The organism is Pseudomonas sp. GW821-FHT03E01, assembly GCF_059420765.1.
This window is the reverse complement of record NZ_JBWKUI010000011.1, coordinates 233,198-250,040: the sequence shown is the minus strand read 5'-3', so window position 1 is coordinate 250,040 and position 16,843 is coordinate 233,198. Positions and strand designations below refer to the sequence as shown.

General features: G+C 61.3%; 19 protein-coding genes and 1 riboswitch. Of the genes, 3 read left to right on the top strand and 16 right to left on the bottom strand.

Annotated elements, in window-relative coordinates; genetic code table 11:
- Positions 1 to 67: 67 nt before the first annotated feature.
- Positions 68 to 1,336, top strand: coding sequence for an OmpP1/FadL family transporter (locus AC07VO_RS20010; protein WP_064619339.1), 1,269 nt, complete (start codon positions 68 to 70; stop codon positions 1,334 to 1,336).
- Positions 1,337 to 1,425: 89 nt separating this feature from the next.
- Here AC07VO_RS20010 and AC07VO_RS20005 read toward each other — a convergent pair whose 3' ends face one another.
- From AC07VO_RS20005 to cobO, 14 genes are all read right to left on the bottom strand, one after another.
- Positions 1,426 to 1,977 carry a glutathione peroxidase gene (locus tag AC07VO_RS20005; protein ID WP_018925139.1) on the bottom strand — a complete coding sequence of 184 codons (552 nt, stop codon included), beginning with the start codon at positions 1,975 to 1,977 and terminating at the stop codon, positions 1,426 to 1,428.
- Positions 1,978 to 2,048: 71 nt separating this feature from the next.
- Positions 2,049 to 2,171 carry a hypothetical protein gene (locus tag AC07VO_RS20000; protein ID WP_007936107.1) on the bottom strand — a complete coding sequence of 41 codons (123 nt, stop codon included), beginning with the start codon at positions 2,169 to 2,171 and terminating at the stop codon, positions 2,049 to 2,051.
- On the bottom strand, positions 2,168 to 3,376 hold the full coding sequence (locus AC07VO_RS19995) for an MFS transporter (RefSeq protein WP_064619342.1): 1,209 nt from the start codon (positions 3,374 to 3,376) through the stop codon (positions 2,168 to 2,170). Before AC07VO_RS19995 ends, AC07VO_RS20000 begins: the two co-directional genes overlap by 4 nt.
- 52 nt (positions 3,377 to 3,428) lie before the next feature.
- On the bottom strand, positions 3,429 to 3,833 hold the full coding sequence (locus AC07VO_RS19990; protein WP_007898923.1) for a MarR family winged helix-turn-helix transcriptional regulator: 405 nt from the start codon (positions 3,831 to 3,833) through the stop codon (positions 3,429 to 3,431).
- Positions 3,834 to 4,087: 254 nt separating this feature from the next.
- Complete coding sequence (locus AC07VO_RS19985) at positions 4,088 to 4,819, bottom strand: adenosylcobinamide-GDP ribazoletransferase (protein WP_086945829.1); 732 nt, start codon at positions 4,817 to 4,819, stop codon at positions 4,088 to 4,090.
- Between the two features lie 2 nt (positions 4,820 to 4,821).
- Positions 4,822 to 5,397: an alpha-ribazole phosphatase family protein gene (cobC, locus tag AC07VO_RS19980; protein ID WP_086945830.1), complete on the bottom strand. Its 576-nt coding sequence runs from the start codon at positions 5,395 to 5,397 to the stop codon at positions 4,822 to 4,824.
- On the bottom strand, positions 5,394 to 6,449 hold the full coding sequence (gene cobT, locus AC07VO_RS19975; RefSeq protein WP_018925134.1) for a nicotinate-nucleotide--dimethylbenzimidazole phosphoribosyltransferase: 1,056 nt from the start codon (positions 6,447 to 6,449) through the stop codon (positions 5,394 to 5,396). The genes cobC and cobT overlap by 4 nt, the downstream gene beginning before the upstream one ends.
- Positions 6,446 to 6,967: a bifunctional adenosylcobinamide kinase/adenosylcobinamide-phosphate guanylyltransferase gene (gene cobU, locus AC07VO_RS19970; protein ID WP_064619351.1), complete on the bottom strand. Its 522-nt coding sequence runs from the start codon at positions 6,965 to 6,967 to the stop codon at positions 6,446 to 6,448. Before cobU ends, cobT begins: the two co-directional genes overlap by 4 nt.
- 42 nt (positions 6,968 to 7,009) lie before the next feature.
- Positions 7,010 to 8,461, bottom strand: coding sequence for a cobyric acid synthase (locus tag AC07VO_RS19965; RefSeq protein WP_086945831.1), 1,452 nt, complete (start codon positions 8,459 to 8,461; stop codon positions 7,010 to 7,012).
- Entirely contained in the window at positions 8,458 to 9,450 is a 993-nt protein-coding gene (cobD, locus tag AC07VO_RS19960; protein WP_019648164.1) for a threonine-phosphate decarboxylase CobD, read from the bottom strand. The genes AC07VO_RS19965 and cobD overlap by 4 nt, the downstream gene beginning before the upstream one ends.
- Positions 9,443 to 10,351: an adenosylcobinamide-phosphate synthase CbiB gene (cbiB, locus tag AC07VO_RS19955; RefSeq protein WP_018925130.1), complete on the bottom strand. Its 909-nt coding sequence runs from the start codon at positions 10,349 to 10,351 to the stop codon at positions 9,443 to 9,445. The genes cobD and cbiB overlap by 8 nt, the downstream gene beginning before the upstream one ends.
- Positions 10,348 to 10,998: a 5,6-dimethylbenzimidazole synthase gene (bluB, locus tag AC07VO_RS19950; RefSeq protein WP_086945832.1), complete on the bottom strand. Its 651-nt coding sequence runs from the start codon at positions 10,996 to 10,998 to the stop codon at positions 10,348 to 10,350. The genes cbiB and bluB overlap by 4 nt, the downstream gene beginning before the upstream one ends.
- On the bottom strand, positions 10,995 to 12,320 hold the full coding sequence (locus AC07VO_RS19945; RefSeq protein WP_086945833.1) for a cobyrinic acid a,c-diamide synthase CobB: 1,326 nt from the start codon (positions 12,318 to 12,320) through the stop codon (positions 10,995 to 10,997). The genes bluB and AC07VO_RS19945 overlap by 4 nt, the downstream gene beginning before the upstream one ends.
- Positions 12,317 to 12,928 (bottom strand): cob(I)yrinic acid a,c-diamide adenosyltransferase, encoded by a 612-nt coding sequence (gene cobO, locus AC07VO_RS19940; protein ID WP_007936078.1) that lies wholly within the window; start codon positions 12,926 to 12,928, stop codon positions 12,317 to 12,319. Before cobO ends, AC07VO_RS19945 begins: the two co-directional genes overlap by 4 nt.
- Positions 12,929 to 13,009: 81 nt before the next feature.
- Positions 13,010 to 13,243, bottom strand: a riboswitch (cobalamin riboswitch).
- Between the two features lie 154 nt (positions 13,244 to 13,397).
- Here cobO and AC07VO_RS19935 point away from each other — a divergent pair.
- Entirely contained in the window at positions 13,398 to 13,982 is a 585-nt protein-coding gene (locus AC07VO_RS19935) for a hypothetical protein (protein ID WP_086945834.1), read from the top strand.
- A gap of 68 nt (positions 13,983 to 14,050) precedes the next feature.
- Positions 14,051 to 15,364 carry a PQQ-dependent sugar dehydrogenase gene (locus AC07VO_RS19930; protein WP_138866096.1) on the top strand — a complete coding sequence of 438 codons (1,314 nt, stop codon included), beginning with the start codon at positions 14,051 to 14,053 and terminating at the stop codon, positions 15,362 to 15,364.
- A gap of 128 nt (positions 15,365 to 15,492) precedes the next feature.
- Here the strand turns inward: AC07VO_RS19930 and AC07VO_RS19925 are convergent, their stop codons facing one another.
- Together AC07VO_RS19925 and AC07VO_RS19920 are read right to left on the bottom strand one after the other, a co-directional pair.
- On the bottom strand, positions 15,493 to 16,029 hold the full coding sequence (locus tag AC07VO_RS19925) for a C40 family peptidase (RefSeq protein ID WP_064619367.1): 537 nt from the start codon (positions 16,027 to 16,029) through the stop codon (positions 15,493 to 15,495).
- A gap of 166 nt (positions 16,030 to 16,195) precedes the next feature.
- Positions 16,196 to 16,831 carry a C40 family peptidase gene (locus AC07VO_RS19920; protein ID WP_064619369.1) on the bottom strand — a complete coding sequence of 212 codons (636 nt, stop codon included), beginning with the start codon at positions 16,829 to 16,831 and terminating at the stop codon, positions 16,196 to 16,198.
- Positions 16,832 to 16,843: the final 12 nt, after the last annotated feature.

The following is a 16,843-nucleotide window of genomic DNA, read 5'->3' as shown; positions in this document are numbered from 1 at the left end:
ACAGGCTATGGCGCCCGGACGAAAATGTTGGTAATTTTCGCTCCGGTGATCACCAGGAGTTCTAATAATGAAAAAAGTAATGCTCAAAACCACCCTTAGCCTCGCCGTTGCCTTGGCATCCACCCAGATCTTCGCCAGTGGCTTTGCCCTCAACGAACAAAGCATCAGCGGGATGGGGACAGGTTTTGCCGGGCGATCTTCTTCTGCCGACGACGCATCCACTGTTTTTGGTAACCCTGCCGGCATGTCTCGCCTCAAGCGCGAACAAGTGACCGGCGGTGTTGCATTTATCGACGCGCACGCTGACATCAGTGATGCCAGCTCCAGCCCGAATGGTGGTACCAACAAAGGTGACATGGTCCCTTTCATGGGCGTGCCCATGGGCTACTACGTAAAGCCACTCGATGACCAGTGGGCAGTCGGTTTCGGCGTCTATGCTCCATTCGGTCTGGTGACCGACTACGAGAACGGCTTCGCCGGCCGTTACTTCGGCAGTAAAAGCGAAGTCAAAATCGTGACTCTCCAGCCAACCATCAGCTATGCCTTCAACGACAAGGTGTCGATCGGTTTCGGTCCGACCATCAACCGCATTGACGGCACCCTGGAATCGAACCTGTCACTAAACCCGCGCGCAGCGGACGGTAACGTCAAGATCAAAGGTGACGACACCGCGCTGGGGTACAACATCGGCATCTTGGTACAAGCGACCGACAGCACTCGCGTTGGCCTGACCTACCACTCGAAAGTGAAGTACAAGCTCGAAGGTGACACCAAGGTCAACTACAGCCTCCTCGGGGCTCTGGGTCAGAACCCTAACCAGAAGTACGATGCATCCCTGGACATAACGACTCCTGAGTCGGTTGATATCTCGCTCACTCACCAACTGGATGACAAGTGGACCCTCTACGCGGGCAGCACCTGGACTCGCTGGAGCCGCCTGAAAGAAATCAGCGTCGAAAACAGCGGCGTCCCTGCAGCCCTGAACAGCCGGTTTGGTACCATCACCGAAGAACAGAACTGGCATGACACCTGGGCTCACGCCATCGGTGCTTCGTACCAGTTGAACAAACAATGGGTTCTGCGTACCGGTCTGTCCGTCGACCAGGCACCAACCAACAACGAAAACCGCTCCCCGCGCATTCCGACTGGCGATCGCAAGATTTTCAGCCTGGGCGCGGGCTGGAGTCCGACCGACGACCTGACCATCGACGTAGCGTACTCGTACCTGCGCGAAGAGTCGGTCAAGGTCAACAACAGCAACGGCCGCCAGAGCTACAACGCCAAGTATGAAAACTGGGCAAACGGTTTCGGTGTAGGCGCGACCTACCGTTTCTGATCATTCACGGCGAACCTGAACCCCTCGCCGCCTGAATTGAAAAAGCCCCGCACTCTTGTACAGAGGCGGGGCTTTTTAGTGCGCGTCGATCAGGGCTTCGAGGCCAGGGCTTTCTCCACCGCCTCGATGAACTCGGGATTGTCGGGCTTGGTCAGGCTGGAGAAATTGGCGATCACGTTGCCTTGGCGATCGACCACGTATTTGTAGAAATTCCACTTCGGCGAACTGCTTTGCTCGGCAAGGACCTTGAACAAATGCGTGGCGTCATCGCCGCGGACTTTCTGCGGTTCGGTCATGGTGAAGGTCACGCCGTAATTCACATAACAGACCTTGGCAGTCTCTGCACCATCCTTGGACTCTTGCCTGAAGTCATTGGATGGAACACCGACCACCTCAAGCCCTTGATCCTTGTAGCGCTGATACAGCGCCTCAAGACCTTTGAACTGCGGGGCGAAGCCACAGAAGCTTGCGGTATTGACCACCACCAACGGTTTGCCGGCGAAGCGCTGGCACAAATCGATGGATTCCTTGGCGCGCAGCTTCGGCAATGAGCCTTGCAACAGCTCCGGGCATTCTGCTGCCTGAGCCAGCCCGGAAAAAAACATCAGCAACGCAGGAACTGCAAGCCAGCGCATCGGCATGTCGGTGCATCCTTGAGCAATCGTCAGAACGCGAAACTACTCGCCTTCGCCGCTCGCTAGCAAGCAGCTCGCTAGCAAGCACCCATGCCCAGCTGCATCAATGCCAGCCCACCCTGATGCCAGCCCCACCAAACCAGGGCCAGCAGCAATACGCCGACGGCGATGGCTGCCATCCGCGGCCAAAGACTGTTCATGCGGCACTCACCTGGGTTTGCAGGCGCGCCACCGGCTGCTCCCGTACTGGCCAGTTCAGGGCTGCGGCCATCAGACTCAAGAGAATCGCCACCTGCCAGATCAAGTCGTAGCTCCCGGTTCGGTCATACACCACCCCGCCCAACCAGCCGCCGAGGAACGAGCCCAACTGGTGGAACAGGAAAACAATCCCGCCGAGCATGGACAGATTTCGGACACCAAACAAGGTTGCCACCGTGCCGTTGGTCAAGGGCACCGTCGACAGCCAGAGGAAACCCATGGCCATGCCGAACAAATAGGCCGTGACCTGAGTGACGGGTGCCCAGAGGAACAGTGCAATCACCACCGCCCGCAACAGATACAGAGCGGTGAGCAAGCGCGGTTTGGACATCCGTCCGCCAAGCCAGCCTGCGGTATAGGTACCGAAGATATTGAACAGCCCGATCAGCGCCAGCACCGTGGTGCCGACGGAGGCTGGCAGGTGTTGATCCACCAGATACGCCGGCAGGTGCACACCGATGAACACCACTTGAAAACCGCAGACAAAAAAGCCGAACGCCAACAACCAGAACCCTGAATGGGAGCAGGCTTCGTGTAGCGCTTCAGAGAGGGTTTGCTCATGCCCAAGCACCGGCAACGGTTTGTCTTTAAGCATGCTCACCAGCGGCACGATCAACGCCACCAGCAGGCCCAGCACCAGCAATGCCGCAGACCAGCCCAGCCAGCCGATCAGCCCCAGCGTGCCGGGCAACATGGCGAATTGACCGAAGGAACCGGCAGCACTGGCGATCCCCATGCCCATACTGCGTTTTTCCGGTGGTACGGCACGGCCGACCACGCCAAGGATCACCGAGAACGAGGTGCCGGACAGACCGATACCGATCAACAACCCGGCGCTCAAGGACAAGGTCACCGCCGAATCGGACAACCCCATGAACATCAGGCCCAGGGCGTACAGAACACCACCGATCAACACCACCTTTGCGGCGCCAAAGCGGTCGGCCAATGCGCCGGTGAATGGCTGCGCCAGGCCCCAGATCAGGTTCTGCAGGGCAATGGCGAAGGCAAACACTTCGCGACCCCAGCCGAATTCGGCACTCATCGGCGCCAGAAACAACCCGAAGCCGTGTCGCACCCCCAGGGACAACGCCAGAATCAGCGCACTGCCCAACAGCACCCAACCGCACGTACGCCACATCGATGTCATTATTGTTCTCCGGTAGCGGGTATATACCCGCTTAAGATCGAAAAAACTGGCCTCAAGCCAGTTCGTCCAGCAGTTTCAGCAAGGTTTCACGCTTCTCGGCACCCAGACGGTCGATCAACCGCTGCTGCGCCGCTTCCCAGGCTGGCAAGGCCGCTGCCAGACGTTCGCGCCCCGTCTCGGTGAGCAGGACGATGCGATTGCGCATGTCTTCGCCCTCGACCAGCGTCACCAGACCTTCACCTTCCAGCACCCGAAGATTGCGCCCCAGGGTGCTGCGATCCAGGCCCATGGCCTCGGCCAGTGTCGAGATGCTCGGCTGATCCAGACGCTGCAGGTTGCACAGCAGAGAATACTGGGCAACGTTGATCCCGAAGCCGTCGAGCGCGCCGTCGTAATGCCTGCTGACGCCACGAGCGGCGCGACGCAGGTTAGTGCACAAACATTGAGAAGGAAGCATGGTGCGTGTATATACCCGCGGTTAAATGAAAGCAAATATTTCGACACATTTTACCTGTAGCAGCTGGCGAAGCCTGCGTTCGGCTGCGCAGCAGTCGTAAAATCAGAACTTGCGGTGCATCAGGCAGACCGCCTCAGCCGAACTCGCGACTGCTTCGCAGCCGAACGCAGCCTCGCGAGCTCGGCAGCTGCTACAAAGAGTGTGCTGCACCTGAAACGGCTTAACTGGCTGACAAGCCTCGCTTCTACGGGGACTCAGAGCAGCGCCAACCCCACCAGCAGCGCCACTTCCAGCAATTCCAGCAACGCCCCGGCAGTGTCGCCAGTCGTCCCGCCCAATCGCCGCATCATGACTTTCCGCAACCAGACAAACACCACAGCTGCCAGCGCAAGCGCCCACACACCGCTGAGGCCCGCGATCAACACACACGCCACCGCACTGATCACCAACACCTGTTTCCCGGCCAAACGCGGCAGATGATCGGCCAGCGCCTGCCCCAATCCACCAGGACGCACGTAAGGTGTAGTCAGGAATAATCCCAACAGCGCGCTGCGAGCAATCAGTGGAACGATGATCAACACCACGCTGTGCTGCTGCTCAATCAACGCCAGCAACGCGGCGAACTTGAGCAGCAGCACCAGCACCAGCGTTACCACCGCGATCGGCCCGCTACGCGGGTCTTTCATGATCGTGAGAGTGCGCTCACGGTCGCCATAACCACCGAGCCACGCATCGGCGCTATCGGCCAGGCCATCCAGGTGCAACGCTCCGCTGAGCAACACCCACACAGTCAATAACAGTGCGGCATGAAGCAACAACGGCGCGCCCTGCAACAGCCCGTTCAACGCCCACAGAATGGCGCCGAACAGCACGCCGACCAGCGGATAAAACAGCAGCGACCGGCCCAACTCCTCGGGCGTCGGCATGCCCGGCAGGCGAATCGGCAGGCTGCTGAGAAATTGCAGGGCGATCCAGAACGGCAACATGATCAGATCGCTTCCCTTAACAAGGCGCCAGATTCAACCGTCAACGAGAACAACGCGCCATGGCCGACCTCAACGTTGAGCAACTGCTCACGCGGCAATCCGCGCGCTTGCGCCAGCAACAATCGCATGACGCCGCCATGACTGATTAGCAGGACCCGCTCACCCGCATAGGCCGCGTGCAACCGCTCAATGGCCGCCAACACCCGCGTCGAAAAGTCGGCAACCGGCTCACCATCAGGCGGCGTAAACGAATAGGGATCGGCCCAGAACAAGCCCAATGCCTCGGCACTGGTTTCCATCAGCGCCGCGGCGCTCTGCCCTTCCCAAGCGCCGAAGTGCAGCTCTTGCAGATCCTTTTCCAGCTGCACCGGCAACCCCAGTTGCGTCCCAAGCTCTTCAGCAAAGCGTGCACAACGCTGCAACGGCGAGCTGACCAAGCGATCCCAAGGGCCCTGCTCAACCACCGCAGCGCGCATCTGCTCCCAGCCCTTGCCGGTCAGCGCGTCATCGAGGCTGCCGCGCAGGCCGCCACCGAGTTCGGTTTCGCCATGACGCAACAGGTCCAGGCGCAAGGTCATGCCGGGCGATCCGCCACTGCGGCTTCGGCGAATGTTGCCATCTGTCCGTGCAGGTCGCAGGCCAGGCGCAGCAATGGCACGGCCAACGCCGCACCACTGCCCTCGCCCAACCGCAGGCCGAGGTCCAGCAACGGTTCGGCGTTCAGGGTTTCCAGCACATGGCGATGACCTGGCTCGGCACCACGATGACCGAACAGCAACCACTCACGACAGGCCGGATTCAGACGCACCGCCACCAGCGCGGCGACGCTGCAAATAAACCCGTCGACCAACACCGCGACGCCTTCCTGAGCACAAGCCAGGTACGCGCCAACCAGCGCAGCGATTTCGAAACCGCCGAGGTTGAACAAGGTTTGCAGCGCATCGCCACGCTGAGCACCATGCAACGCCAAGGCGCGCTCGATGACCTGGGCTTTATGGCTGACACCCGCCGCGTTCAGGCCAGTGCCCGGTCCGGCCAGGTGCACCACCGGGCAATCGAGCAAAGCACAGGCCAAGGCGCTGGCCGCCGTGGTATTGCCGATGCCCATTTCGCCGCCGATGAACAACTGCGCGCCTGCCGCGATGGCGCGCTGCACACTGTCGCGACCAGCCTGCAAGGCGAGTTCGCCCTGGGCCTGAGTCATCGCCGGGCCCTGGACGAAATTCGCCGTGCCCGGGCCGACGTTCAGGTGACGCACACCCGGCAGATTCAATGACGGCGTAACGGTGCCGAGGTCGACTACTTCAAGGGACGCGCCCAACTGCCGCGCCAACACGCTGATCGCCGCGCCGCCGCTGACGAAGTTGTGCAGCATCTGTCCGGTGACTTCCTGCGGAAACGCCGACACCCCTTCGGCGACCACGCCATGGTCACCGGCAAAAATCGCGATCCACAGCTGATCGAGGGTCGGCTTGACCTGCCCCTGCAACCCGGCCAGTTGCACCGCCACCGCTTCGAGCTGGCCGAGGGAACCGGCAGGCTTGGTCAGTTGCTGTTGACGCGCCTGCGCCTGTTCGACCACTTGTGCATCGATTGGCTTGCACGGGTTCAGCCACCAGGTGTGAGTCATAATGCAGTTCCTTTCAAAGTCAGGGGCAGGCCGGCGACGGTCAGGACGACACGTTGGCAGCGCTCGGCCAAGGCTTGATGCAGCCAACCGGCTTCATCGACATAGCGGCGAGTCAATTCGCCCAGCGGCACGACACCCATTCCGGTCTCGTTGCTGACAAAAATGATTTCACCCGGCAACGATGCCAGGCAGTCCAGCAGGGCCTCGCGCTCGGCCGACAGGCGCTCGGCGTCGTCGAGCATCAGCAGATTGGTCAGCCACAGCGTCAGGCAATCCACCAGCACGCAACGGTCGACGCCGGCGCTTTCGCGCAGTACGCGGGCCAGCTCCAGCGGTTCCTCGATCAACGCCCATTCGGCCGGACGACGGGCACGGTGATGGGCCACCCGCTCGTTCATTTCACCGTCCAGGGGTTGGCTGGTGGCGATGTAAGTGACGTGGAGCTGACTGTCAGTCGCCAGCTTTTCAGCCAGACGACTTTTGCCGGAGCGGGCGCCGCCGAGGATCAGTTGCAGCATGGTTCATTCCTTAAAATCTTCGATGAGGCCAGTGCAGCCACCTCAAAAACCGCAGAGTTCACGCAACAGCGAGGTATCCAGATGCTTCTCCACCAGATCCGCCAACCGCTCGATATCGCGCTCGCGCAACCCGTGGTAATCCACCTCCTGCACCTCCTGCAAACCAGCCCAACGCAACAGTGCACTGCACGCCGCCGGTGATTCGAACAGGCCATGCAGGTACGTACCGAAAATCTGCCCATCGGCACTTTGCGCACCATCGCTGCGACCATCGTCCAGCTGCACGGCGGCGTTTTCCAGCGCCGGCCCGGTGGTCACGCCGGCATGAATTTCATAGCCGCTGACCTGCGCATCTTCCAGCGCCAGACGCCCACGTACGTTGCGCAACTGCTTCTCTTCTTCGAGCTGCGTTTCGAACGCCAGCAAACCCAAACCGGCACTGGAACCCGGCGCGCCTTCGAGGCCCAGCGGGTCATGCACCTGCTCACCGAGCATTTGCAGGCCGCCGCAGATTCCCAGCACTTTGCCGCCGTAGCGCAAGTGCCGCGCGATCGCCGAGTCCCAGCCGTTGCTCCGCAGGTACGCGAGGTCGCTGCGTACGCTTTTCGAACCCGGGAGAATCATCAGGTCGGCCGGTGGAATCGCCTGGCCGGGGCCGATGAATTGCAGGTCCACTTGCGGATGCAGGCGCAGTGGATCGAAATCGGTGTGGTTGCTGATGCGCGGCAGCACCGGCACCACCACGTTGAGCACTTGATCGGCCTTGTCGGCCTGACGCTGATCGAGGCCGTCCTCGGCCTCAAGATGCAGGTCCATCACATAAGGCAACACGCCGATCACCGGTTTGCCGGTGCGCGCTTCCAGCCAGTCCAGCCCCGGTTGCAGCAAGGCGATGTCGCCGCGAAAACGGTTGATGATGAAGCCTTTGACCCGCGCCTGTTCGCTCGGCGACAGCAGCTCCAGCGTACCGACCAAATGCGCGAAAACTCCGCCGCGATTGATGTCGGCAATCAGCACCACCGGGCAGTCCACCGCCTCGGCAAACCCCATGTTGGCGATGTCGCCGGCGCGCAGGTTGATCTCGGCCGGCGAGCCCGCCCCTTCAACCAACACCAGCGGATACGCCGCGCTCAGCCGTTCATGGGAGGCCAGCACCGCCTGCATGGCGATGGCTTTGTAGTCGTGATAGGCGACCGCATTCATGGTGGTGACGGCGCGGCCATGGATGATCACTTGGGCGCCGGTATCACTGTTGGGTTTAAGCAGCACCGGGTTCATGTCGGTGTGCGGTTCAAGGTTTGAAGCCTGGGCCTGCACCGCCTGAGCGCGACCTATCTCGCCACCGTCGGCGGTCACCGCACTGTTGAGGGCCATGTTCTGCGGCTTGAACGGCACCACGCTCACGCCTTGGCGCGTGACCCAGCGACACAGTGCCGTCACCAGTGTGCTTTTACCGGCATCGGATGTGGTGCCTTGCACCATCAACGTTGTCATGGGTTTTCCTTGGCATGGATTTGCAGGGCTTGTTCGAGGCGCGACCAGTCCGCTTCATCCGCAGGTAAACCAAAACGCAGGCTGCTGTTGTGGGTGAACAACCGCAGCAGAATGCCACGCCGGGCCATGAATTCATGCAGCGCTTGGGCGCGCTCGGTGATCAGCCACTGGAACAACGCGCAACCGCCCTGAGGTTTGAAACCATACTGCTCAAGCAGCAACGCCAGACGCTCGCCAGCTTCGTCAGTGCGAATGCGCTGTCGGGTGTGCCCGTCCGTATCCGTCAGGCACGCCTGGCCCAAGACGCGGGTCGGCCCACTGACCGCCCAAGGCCCGACCTGCTCGGCCAACAGTTTGAGCAACTTGCGCTCGGCCAGCACAAACCCGAGCCGCACACCGGCCAGGCCGAAAAACTTGCCGAAGGAACGCAGCACGATCAAGCCGATCTGGTTGGTGAACGGTGCCAGACTCAAATGCGGTGTGTTGTCCATGAACGCCTCGTCCACCACCAACCAGCCACCGCGCTGGGCCAGCCGCGCATGCCAATCCAGCAGGCGGGCCGGGGTCAGGCTCAGACCCGTGGGATTGTTCGGATTGACCACCACCAGCACGTCCAGGTTGTCGAGAAAGAAATCGACTTCCGACTCCAGGACTTCACGCACGACATAACCGTTGCGACGCCAGGCTTCGGCGTGCTCGGCGTAACACGGCGACAGCACACCGACCTTGCCGGCCCTGCGCAAACGCGGCAGCAACTGAATCGCCATTTGCGAACCGGCCACGGGCAACACCTGGGCCGCACCGTAATAGTCGCAGGCAGCTTGCTCCAGACCGTCATCGGTTTCCGGCAAACGTGCCCAGGCCCGCAGCGGGATATCCGGAACCGGGAATGGCCAGGGCGCAAGACCACTGGACAGGTCGAGCCAATCGGCTTCGGCGATACCGTATTCAAGTGCTGCCTTGCGCAACCGGCCACCGTGTTCAAGCATAGAATTCAGCCCCCACGCAGAGAATCAGCAGCCATAACCATACCCCGCGCTGGACCAATTGCCAGCCACGGTCGATGGAATCGGCATCCGCCGGCACGCCTTCGCCCAACTGCGGACGCTGATGCAGTTCGCCGTGATAAATCGCCGCCCCGCCCAACTCGACACCCAACGCACCGGCACCAGCCGCCATCACCGGCCCGGCATTCGGGCTGTCCCAGGTCGGCCCCTGGGTGCGCCAGCATTTCAGCGCCAGTCGGGTTTTGCCCAACAGTGCGTAGGTCAACGCCACCAGGCGTGCAGGAATGTAGTTGAGGACATCGTCGATCTTTGCGGCAGCCCAGCCGAAACGCTCGAAGCGTTCGTTGCGATAACCCCACATCGCATCCAGGGTGTTGCTCAGACGATAGAGCACCACACCGGGCGCACCCGCCACGGCAAACCAGAACAGCGCGGCGAACACTGCATCGCTGCCGTTCTCCAACACCGATTCGGTGGCGGCGCGGGCGACTTCGGTTTTGTCCAGTTCGCTGGTCTGACGGCTGACCAGATAACCGACGCGTGTGCGCGCCTCAACCAGATCATCGCTGCGCAGGGCCTTGGCCACCGGCTCGACATGCTCGCCGAGGCTGCGCATGCCAAGCGCGCAATAGAGCGCGAGAATCTCGACGATCCAGCCAACATAAGGTGCCCAGGACAGCGCGGTGACCAGCAAGGTCAGCGGCACGACCGCCATCACCCAGGCCGTCACCCCGTGACTGCGCCAACCGCGGCCAGCGGAGTTGAAACGTTGTTCGATGCGATCGGCAAAACGACCGAACGCCACCAGCGGATGCCAGCGTTTGGGTTCACCCAGCAGCGCATCCAGCGCGACCGCGGCGACACTCAACAACGCCACACTCATTGACTCACTCCCCAATAATTTTCATACAGCAACTCGTTGAGCGGACGCGCTTGCGCCCAGCCTTCGAGTACCAGCATCGGCGCTGGATAGAATTCCTTGACCGGCCCCAGGCAAAGAACGGCCAAAGGCTTGGCCCCGACCGGTAAACCCAACAGGTTCGCCAAGGCTTGCGGTTCGAACAGCGACACCCAGCCCATGCCCAGGCCTTCGGCGCGGGACGCCAGCCAAAGGTTCTGGATGGCACAGGACAGCGAGGCCATGTCCATTTCCGGCAACGTACGACGGCCGAAAATATGCCGTTCGCGATCGTCCATCAGCGCAGCGACCAGCACTTCGGCGCAGTCTTGGATGCCTTCGACCTTGAGCTTCATGAATTCGTCGGAGCGCTCGCCGAGGGCTTCGGCGGTGCGGACGCGTTCTTCCTCCACCAGTTGCTGGATCTGTCCGCGCAGCGCCCGGTCGCTGATGCGGATGAACCGCCAGGGCTGCATCAGGCCGACGCTCGGCGCCTGGTGCGCGGCTTCGAGCAGGCGCCTCAGTAACTCGGGCTCGACCGTGCCGCCGCTGAAGTGGCGCATGTCACGGCGTTCGCCGATGGCCCGGTAGACCGCATCGCGTTCGACTTCGGAAAAGGCGTTTTCTGTCATGGCCTGCTCGCGATGACGGCTTCACGATCGGGCGCCAACAACGCAGCAATCGCCGCCGGATTGGACGGAAAATAAAAGTGCACATAAGAGGCCGTCATCCGCCCCTCACGATAAACCGCCTCCGCCCCTCGCCCGCCATTGGGGCTCAGGCCACGCGCAATCGGCTCAAGCTCGGTGCTGGTCAGCGAGTGGTGATAGGTGTGCCCGCGCAGCAAACCTTCGGGCAATTCCACCGCCTGCAAGGCCAACGCCGCCAAACGCTTCTGCATCACCGCATCACCGGTCAGCAAGCCAACCAATTCAGCGCGAGTACCCTCGACATCGGTCAACGAATCCAACAAATACAGCATGCCGCCACACTCGGCCAGCAACGGTTTGCCCGCTGCGTGATGAGCGCGGATGGCGGTCAGCATTGGCGTGTTTTGTGACAACGCCACATGGTGCAATTCAGGGTAACCACCCGGCAGATAAAGGCTGTCTGCCTCCGGCAACTCGCGGTCGCGGATCGGCGAGAAGAAAGACAACTCGGCGCCCATCGCCCGCAGCAGATCCAGGCTCGCGCCGTAGGTAAACGCAAAGGCTTCGTCCCGGGCCACGGCAATCCGCACACCGGCCAGCAATGGTTCGGCGGCGATCACTTCAGGCGCGGCGAATTCCACGGCCGGCGGTAAAGCCACGTCGCAACTGCTGGCCAGCGAGGCGGCGGCTGCATCGAGGCGCAGATCGAGATCATTCAATTCGCTGGCCTGTACCAGGCCGAGGTGCCGACTCGGCAATTCGATGCCGGTCTCCCGGGACAACGCGCCGTACCAGCGCAAGCCTTCTGTCAGACTGCCTTCGAGCAATTGCGCATGACGCAGGGTGCCAACCCGGTTGGCCAACACACCGGCAAACGGCAAATCCGGCTGATAGCGCGCAAGCCCCAGGGCCAGTGCGCCAAACGTCTGCGCCATCGCGGTGCCGTCAATCACGCCGAGCACCGGCACACCGAAATGCCGCGCCAGGTCGGCACTGGACGGCGTACCGTCGAACAACCCCATGACGCCTTCGATGAGAATCAGGTCAGCTTCGCCAGCAGCTTCCCACAACAGACGACGACTTTCCTGCTCGCCGACCATCCACATGTCCAGCTGATAGACCGGTGCACCGCTGGCGCGCTCGAGAATCATCGGGTCGAGAAAGTCCGGGCCGCATTTAAACACACGCACCTTGCGCCCCTGATTGCGGTGCAAGCGGGCGAGCGCGGCGGTGACGGTGGTCTTGCCCTGACCGGAGGCCGGCGCGGCAATCAGTACCGCCGGGCATTGACGTGGTTGATTCACAACTCGACGCCTTTTTGCGCCTTGATCCCGGCCTGGAAGGCGTGCTTGATCATGCCCATTTCGGTGACGGTGTCAGCCAGTTCGATCATCTCCGGTTTGGCGCCACGGCCAGTGACCACCACATGCTGCATCGGCGGACGGGCCTGCAAGTCGCTGAGCACCTGATCGAGATCGAGGTAACCGTGCTTGAGGGCGATGTTCAATTCATCGAGTACCACCAGGCCAATCGACGGATCGCTCAGCAGTTCGCGGGACACCGCCCACGCAGCTTCGGCGGCGGCGATGTCACGCTGGCGGTCCTGGGTTTCCCAGGTGAAGCCCTCGCCCATCACATGAAAACGCACCTGCTCCGGGAAACGCCGGAAGAACAGCTCCTCGCCAGTGCTGCTGCGCCCCTTGATGAACTGCACCACACCGCATTGCATGCCGTGGCCCATGGAGCGCGCCAGCATGCCGAACGCCGAACTGCTTTTGCCTTTACCGTTGCCGCTCAGCACCAGCAGCAGGCCGCATTCATTCGGCGAATTGGCGATGCGTTCGTCGATCACGGCTTTTTTGCGCAGCATGCGCGCCAGATGGCGTTCGTCACGATCGGGGGTATCAGTCATGGGGGAGCTCTCCGTTGAGGCTGGATAACGGCGGGCAGGCACAAGAATAGACGGCAAGAAGCCTGGCATCGCCCACCGTGATGCCGCTGAATGGATCAGGCCGGTCTCCGGGCTCATGAGCGGCTCGGGGCCAACTGCGCGCCTTCCCGCATCGTTCATCGACACAGTGGCATCAGGCGCAGTCTTCACTCATTTACCGTTGCGGGGGCAGCGCCGGGATCGTGATCATTCTTCGCTGGAAGAAATCCACTCACCGGCTTCCCTGTTTCACTCTGTCGACCAAGGCCACAGAGCACCTGAAACAAGCCGCGAAGGTTAGAGGGTTGGGGGTGGAGCGTCAATTAAAGACGGGACGCCTTCCGGCGAATAACTGCCGCTGATCAATTATCTGACGCCAATCTTGTGCCACACTGCCAGCAGTGATATCAAAGAGCCACAACCTCACAACACAATAACAAGGGTGAGCCACATGCAAGGCATGATCATCAGCAATCCGAAGCTGGAATTCCTGCGCCCGGTGCTGGAACGCTGGTTTGACTGTATCGACCGCTACAACGCCGTGCGCGGCGATAACGATACGCCTTACTGGTACGACGAAAACGCCAACCTCGGCCTGCTCTCTGCCGCAGCCTGGATGGCGGAAATGGTCACGCTGCAGCAAACACCGTCGCGCAAACAGACCGAAGAAGGCGAACGCAACGCCCGCGCCGATCTGTTTATCGCCACCAGCGAAGAACGCGCGTACCTGCAGGCCACCCAGCGCTGGCCGCGGGTCAACAACCTGAACCTGACCCAGGCACTGGCGGACATCACCAGCGACGCGAAGCGCATCAGCTACACCAGCGACCTGAAACTCGGCTGCCTGTTTGTCGCCCCACAAAAAGCCCAGCACAGCGCCACCCCGGAAGAACTCCAGGACATGCTCGACGACCTGCAAAAGGAGCACACCTGCGCCGTGGCCTGGTATTTCCCTTACGCCTACCGCAAGTTGCGCAATGAAACCGGCAACTACCATCCGGGGATCGCCGTGCTGTTCAAGGAGGCCCGCGGCTGACCGGTTGAACCATCGGGTGTTTACGCTTCTCTATGATTACGTCAATGCATTCATAGGGAAGATCAGTAATGCGCAAACCCCAGCTCATTCTCATCATCGCGCTCGCCGGAGGGCTCGCCGCCTGTGGTGAAACCTCCAGCCTGCAAGTCTCGGACGGCACCGGACCGTCGCCCAAGCTGCCGGAACCGAACAAAACCCTGATCCCGACGGTGAACATCGCCCCGGCGATCGGCTGGCCTCAGGGTAAAAAACCCGTCGCCGCCGCAGGCACTCAAGTAGCAGCGTTTGCCGAAAACCTCGAACACCCGCGCTGGCTCTATGTGCTGCCCAACGGCGACGTACTGGTGGCCGAAACCAACGCGCCGTCCAAATCCGATGACAGCAATGGCATTCGCGGCTGGATCATGGGCAAAGTCATGGGCCGCGCCGGGGCTGGCGTCCCCAGCCCGAACCGCATCACTCTGCTGCGGGACAAGGACCACGACGGCGTCGCCGAAACCCGCACGGTGTTCCTGGAAAACCTCAACTCGCCTTTCGGCATGACCCTGGTTGGCAAAGACCTGTATGTCGCCGACACCGACCGTTTGCTGCGTTTTCACTATGAAAACGGCGAGACAGCGATCAAGTCACAGCCAATCAAAGTGGTCGATTTGCCGGGCGGCACGCGAAATCACCACTGGACCAAAAATGTCATCGCCAGCAAGGACGGCAGCAAGCTGTACGTCACCGTGGGCTCGAACAGCAACGTTGGTGAAAACGGCATGGATCAGGAGGAAGGTCGCGCGGCGATCTGGGAAGTCGATCGCGCCACCGGCAACCATCGAATCTTCGCCTCGGGGATTCGTAACCCGAACGGCCTGGCCTGGGAGCCGCAAAGCGGTGCTCTGTGGACCGCAGTCAACGAGCGTGACGAAATCGGCAGCGACCTGGTGCCGGACTACATCACGTCAGTGAAGGACGGCGGGTTCTATGGCTGGCCTTACAGCTATTACGGGCAACATGTCGATGTTCGCGTCGAGCCACAAAACCCTGATCTGGTCGCCAAGGCCATTGCACCGGACTACGCAGTGGGGCCCCATACCGCGTCGCTGGGCCTGACGTTCGCCGAAGGCAGCAAGTTGCCCGCGCCGTTCACCCAAGGCGCCTTCATCGGCCAGCATGGCTCGTGGAACCGTAAACCGCACAGCGGCTACAAAGTAATTTTCGTGCCGTTCAGCGCCGGCAAACCGAGCGGACAGCCGCTGGATGTGCTTACCGGCTTCCTCAACGACGAGGGAAAAGCCATGGGGCGGCCGGTGGGCGTGGTGATCGATCAGCAGGGCGGCTTGTTGGTGGCAGATGATGTGGGGAACAAGGTGTGGCGCGTTTCCGCGGCCAAGTAAAGTCTGTCCGTAGGAGCGAGGCTTGCCCGCGAAAGCGGTGTGTCAGTCGATATCAATGTTGACTGTGCTGCCGCCTTCGCGGGCAAGCCTCGCTCCTACAACTCCGCCAGAGCGATCATGACAAACCCCTAGGGATTATGTGCCAAGTGCTCGGGCTGCAGGACGCGCTTGGCGCTCAGGTAGGCTTTCTGCCAGTAAGCCTTGGACAAGCTGTCCAGCTTGACCGTGCCGCCCGTGGCTGGAGCATGGACGAAGCGCCCTTCGCCGACATAGATCCCGGCATGGCTGACCTGGGAGCCGCCATTGGTGGCGAAGAAGATCAGGTCGCCGGTTTGCAGGCCTTCCTTGCCGACGTCGGGAGCCTGCATGCCGATCATCTCGCGTGTGGACCGCGGCAAGGAAATGCCTGCGACATCGCGATAGACGTAACCGATCAAACCGCTGCAATCGAACCCGGAATCCGGCGTGTTGCCGCCCCAACGATAAGGCGTCCCCACCAGACCGAGCGCGCGAAACAGCACGTCTTCTGCCGCAGGGGAAAAGGCTTGGGGAGAACCGAAAACAATCGGTGCGCGAACCACCGGCGCAGGTGGCGGTGTGCGGCTGGCGCAGGCGCTGAGCAGCGCTGCGAAGAACATGAGTGCGAGGCGGGCCGACATCGTCATAAACAGAACATCCTGATCTGGCTGCGGCTTTTTTCTGCCACAAAGACAGAAAAGAAAACCGCCTGCGCAGAACGCAGGCGGTTTGCCATCAATAATAGATCAGGATTCTAGCGGCTACGCGGCAAACTTCAAGTAAGACTTTAAGTTCGCCTTGTAAACTGTCCGCTTATTGGCGCGCAGTGACGATAGGCGCTGCAGCCGGTGCCATTGCGAGCGCACGCTTGGCTTCGATGAAGGTCTTGCTCCAGTAGCTGTCGCCCAGGCTATCGACCCGGACACCACCGCTTTTGCGGCTGCTGGAGTGGATGAACTGGTTGTCACCCACGTAGATCCCGGCGTGACTGACACGACCGCGACGGCCATTGGTGGCGAAGAACAGCAGGTCACCCGGCTTGAGGGCGCTGCGAGCCACCAGCGGAGCGTCAACGTTGATCATTTCGCGAGTGGAGCGCGGCAGGTTCATGCCAGCCTCTTCACGAAACAGATAACCGATGAAGCCGCTGCAGTCGAAGCCTGCCTCGGAGGTGCCGCCGAAACGGTAACGGGTACCGATCAGGGACATGCCACGTTCGAGGATGCTGTCAGCCAGAACCGGAAGCTGATACGACTTGCCCCCGGCGAAGTCTGCCAGTTCTTTATTGGTTGCTAGCTCTTCCTGGAAAAGAACGGAAGAAGACTGCGCGGTAACTGAATTTGAAACCTGATGCTGTGGCTCTTGCTGGGACACTGGAGAGTGAGCAGCGCAACCGAACAACAGGGTGACGAGTGCGAGAGGCACGAGGGGTGCGAAGCGATTTAGCATGGGCACGACCGT